This window comes from Halobacillus sp. BBL2006, from assembly GCF_000786645.1.
Lineage (GTDB): Bacteria > Bacillota > Bacilli > Bacillales > Halobacillaceae > Halobacillus.
The window spans coordinates 1-4922 of record NZ_JRNX01001001.1 but is presented as its reverse complement, the minus strand read 5'-3'; the positions used below and the strand labels follow the sequence as shown (position 1 = coordinate 4922).

3 rRNA genes are annotated in these 4922 nt (G+C 52.9%); all 3 read right to left on the bottom strand.

From position 1 onward, the window contains the following. Positions 1 to 74: ribosomal RNA gene (rrf, locus tag LD39_RS21655) — 5S ribosomal RNA — on the bottom strand; the annotation flags it as partial. A 73-nt stretch (positions 75 to 147) separates the two neighbouring features. Then, positions 148 to 3063: ribosomal RNA gene (locus LD39_RS21650) — 23S ribosomal RNA — on the bottom strand. A 174-nt stretch (positions 3064 to 3237) separates the two neighbouring features. Further along, a 16S ribosomal RNA gene (locus LD39_RS21645) occupies positions 3238 to 4804 on the bottom strand. Between the last annotated feature and the right edge of the window lie 118 nt (positions 4805 to 4922).

Genomic DNA, 4922 nt, shown 5'->3' with positions numbered 1-4922 from the left:
CAATCGGCGCTGAAGAGCTTAACTGCTGTGTTCGGCATGGGAACAGGTGTGACCTCTTCGCCTTCACCACCACATCATATAAAGTTTGAGGTAAACCCTCAAAACTGGATAAGAATCAAAAACATCGGAAACAATCTTTCACATCAGATAGATAAGTCGTCGATCAATTAGTATCCGTCAGCTGCACGTGTCACCACGCTTCCACCTCGGACCTATCAACCTCATCGTCTCTGAGGGATCTTATTACCTTATAGGTATGGGAAATCTCATCTCAAGGAGGGCTTCATGCTTAGATGCTTTCAGCACTTATCCCGACCACACGTAGCTACCCAGCTATGCTCCTGGCGGAACAACTGGTACACCAGCGGTGTGTCCATCCCGGTCCTCTCGTACTAAGGACAGCTCCTTTCAAATTTCCAACGCCCACGACGGATAGGGACCGAACTGTCTCACGACGTTCTGAACCCAGCTCGCGTACCGCTTTAATGGGCGAACAGCCCAACCCTTGGGACCGACTACAGCCCCAGGATGCGATGAGCCGACATCGAGGTGCCAAACCTCCCCGTCGATGTGGACTCTTGGGGGAGATAAGCCTGTTATCCCCGGGGTAGCTTTTATCCGTTGAGCGACGGCCCTTCCATGCGGAACCGCCGGATCACTAAGCCCGACTTTCGTCCCTGCTCGACTTGTAGGTCTCGCAGTCAAGCTCCCTTGTGCCTTTACACTCTGCGAATGATTTCCAACCATTCTGAGGGAACCTTTGGGCGCCTCCGTTACCTTTTGGGAGGCGACCGCCCCAGTCAAACTGCCCACCTGACACTGTCTCCGGACCGGATCACGGTCCTGGGTTAGAATGTCCGTACAGCCAGGGTAGTATCCCACCAGCGCCTCCACCGAAGCTAGCGCTCCGGCTTCTAAGGCTCCTACCTATCCTGTACAAGCTGTACCAACATTCAATATCAGGCTACAGTAAAGCTCCACGGGGTCTTTCCGTCCTGTCGCGGGTAATGTGCATCTTCACACATAGTATAATTTCACCGGGTCTCTCGTTGAGACAGTGCCCAAGTCGTTGCACCTTTCGTGCGGGTCGGAACTTACCCGACAAGGAATTTCGCTACCTTAGGACCGTTATAGTTACGGCCGCCGTTTACTGGGGCTTCGGTTCAACGCTTCGCTTACGCTAACGCATCCCCTTAACCTTCCAGCACCGGGCAGGTGTCAGCCCCTATACTTCGCCTTACGGCTTCGCAGAGACCTGTGTTTTTGGTAAACAGTCGCTTGGGCCTTTTCACTGCGGCTCCTCGGCAGAGGAGCACCCCTTCTCCCGAAGTTACGGGGTCATTTTGCCGAGTTCCTTAACGAGAGTTCTCCCGCTCACCTTAGGATCCTCTCCTCATCTACCTGTGTCGGTTTGCGGTACGGGCACCTCTTTCCTCACTAGAGGATTTTCTTGGCAGTGTGAACTCAGGAGCTTCGGTACTTTAGTTCCCTCCCCATCACAGCTTGACGTTGCCGGACGGATTTGCCTATCCGACCGTCTCACTGCTTGGACGCGCTCATCCAATGGCGCGCTCTCCTTATCCTCCTGCGTCCCCCCGTCGTTCAAACGGAAAGGAGGTGGTACAGGAATATCGACCTGTTGTCCATCGCCTACGCCTTTCGGCCTCGGCTTAGGTCCCGACTAACCCTGAGAGGACGAGCCTTCCTCAGGAAACCTTAGATTTTCGGTGAAAGAGATTCTCACTCTTTTTTCGCTACTCATACCGGCATTCTCACTTCTAAGCGCTCCACCAGTCCTTACGGTCTGACTTCGCTGCACTTAGAACGCTCTCCTACCACTGATCGTTAGATCAATCCGCAGCTTCGGTGGTGTGTTTAGCCCCGGTACATTTTCGGCGCAGAGTCACTCGACCAGTGAGCTATTACGCACTCTTTCAATGATGGCTGCTTCTAAGCCAACATCCTGGTTGTCTAAGCAACTCCACATCCTTTTCCACTTAACACACACTTTGGGACCTTAGCTGGCGGTCTGGGCTGTTTCCCTTTCGACCATGAACCTTATCACCCACGGTCTGACTCCCAGAACAAAGTCGATGGCATTCGGAGTTTGACTGAATTCGGTAACCCGATAGGGGCCCCTCGTCCAATCAGTGCTCTACCTCCATGACTTTCTATTCTGAGGCTAGCCCTAAAGCTATTTCGGAGAGAACCAGCTATCTCCGTGTTCGATTGGCATTTCACCCCTACCCACACCTCATCCCCGTAATTTTCAACTTACGTGGGTTCGGACCTCCAGTCAGTGTTACCTGACCTTCATCCTGGACATGGGTAGATCACACGGTTTCGGGTCTACGACCGCATACTCACTCGCCCTATTCAGACTCGCTTTCGCTGCGGCTCCGCTTCTGCTGCTTAACCTCGCATACGGTCGTAACTCGCCGGTTCATTCTACAAAAGGCACGCCGTCACCCATTAACGGGCTCCGACTACTTGTAGGCACACGGTTTCAGGTTCTCTTTCACTCCCCTTCCGGGGTGCTTTTCACCTTTCCCTCACGGTACTGGTTCACTATCGGTTACTAGGGAGTATTTAGCCTTGGGAGATGGTCCTCCCGGATTCCGACGGAATTCCTCGTGTTCCGCCGTACTCAGGATCCACTCCGGAGGAAGGAAGGTTTTGACTACAGGGCTGTTACCTGCTCTGGCTGACCTTTCCAGATCGATTCGTCTACCTTCCTTCTTGGTAACTCCAAGGGAGTGTCCTACAACCCCAGAAAGCAAGCTTTCTGGTTTGGGCTGTTTCCGTTTCGCTCGCCGCTACTTGGGAAATCGCATTTGCTTTCTCTTCCTCCGGGTACTGAGATGTTTCAGTTCCCCGGGTGTGCCGTCCTATACCTATGAATTCAGTATAGGATGCTGTCCCATTACGAACAGCGGGTTTCCCCATTCGGAAATCTCCGAGTCAAAGCCTACTTACGGCTCGTCGAAGCATTTCGGTGTTAGTCCCGTCCTTCATCGGCTCCTAGTACCAAGGCATCCACCGTGCGCCCTTATTCACTTAACTATCTTGTGAAAAGACGTTGTTTCGTTTTGATGTTTGATGTCTTGTCATCATCAGGATCATCGTTAGATGATTCCTAATCATGTCTTATCCAGTTTTCAAGGTTCACATTGAAAGATTCTTTGATCTCTCAAAACTGAACAACCAACCACGTACGCTTCCGTTCTAAATCCTTAGAAAGGAGGTGATCCAGCCGCACCTTCCGATACGGCTACCTTGTTACGACTTCACCCCAATCATTGGCCCCACCTTCGGCGGCTGGCTCCAAAAAGGTTACCTCACCGACTTCGGGTGTTGCCAACTCTCGTGGTGTGACGGGCGGTGTGTACAAGGCCCGGGAACGTATTCACCGCGGCATGCTGATCCGCGATTACTAGCGATTCCGGCTTCATGCAGGCGAGTTGCAGCCTGCAATCCGAACTGAGAATGGTTTTATGGGATTTGCTACACCTCGCGGCTTCGCTGCCCTTTGTACCATCCATTGTAGCACGTGTGTAGCCCAGGTCATAAGGGGCATGATGATTTGACGTCATCCCCGCCTTCCTCCGGTTTGTCACCGGCAGTCACCTTAGAGTGCCCAACTGAATGCTGGCAACTAAGATTAGGGGTTGCGCTCGTTGCGGGACTTAACCCAACATCTCACGACACGAGCTGACGACAACCATGCACCACCTGTCACTTGGTCCCCGAAGGGAAATCCCTATCTCTAGGGAGGTCCAAGGATGTCAAGACCTGGTAAGGTTCTTCGCGTTGCTTCGAATTAAACCACATGCTCCACCGCTTGTGCGGGCCCCCGTCAATTCCTTTGAGTTTCAGCCTTGCGGCCGTACTCCCCAGGCGGAGTGCTTAATGCGTTAACTTCAGCACTAAGGGGTGGAAGCCCCCTAACACCTAGCACTCATCGTTTACGGCGTGGACTACCAGGGTATCTAATCCTGTTTGCTACCCACGCTTTCGCACCTCAGCGTCAGAAACAGACCAGAGAGTCGCCTTCGCCACTGGTGTTCCTCCACATATCTACGCATTTCACCGCTACACGTGGAATTCCACTCTCCTCTTCTGTCCTCAAGTTCCCCAGTTTCCAATGACCCTCCACGGTTGAGCCGTGGGCTTTCACATCAGACTTAAGGAACCGCCTGCGCGCGCTTTACGCCCAATAATTCCGGACAACGCTTGCCCCCTACGTATTACCGCGGCTGCTGGCACGTAGTTAGCCGGGGCTTCCTCGTTAGGTACCGTCAAGGTACCGCTCTATTCGCACGGTACTTGTTCTTCCCTAACAACAGAACTTTACGATCCGAAGACCTTCATCGTTCACGCGGCGTTGCTCCGTCAGACTTTCGTCCATTGCGGAAGATTCCCTACTGCTGCCTCCCGTAGGAGTCTGGGCCGTGTCTCAGTCCCAGTGTGGCCGATCACCCTCTCAGGTCGGCTACGCATCGTCGCCTTGGTGAGCCGTTACCTCACCAACTAGCTAATGCGCCGCGGGCCCATCTGTAAGTGATAGCAAGAAGCCATCTTTCAACTCTCCTTCATGCGAAGGAAAGTGTTACCCGGCATTAGCCCCGGTTTCCCGGGGTTATTCCGATCTTACAGGCAGGTTGCCCACGTGTTACTCACCCGTCCGCCGCTCGTTCCACGAGCGTCACCCCCGAAGGGGATCAGCTCGCTTCCCGCGCTCGACTTGCATGTATTAGGCACGCCGCCAGCGTTCGTCCTGAGCCAGGATCAAACTCTCCATAAAAGTTAAGTTTGACTTGCTCATTTGCACACCGAATGTGCTTGTTTGAATTCCTTCTATAATAGAAAGAATGTTTTGACGTACTGGTTGGTTCGTTCAGTTTTCAAAGATCAAAATGTTT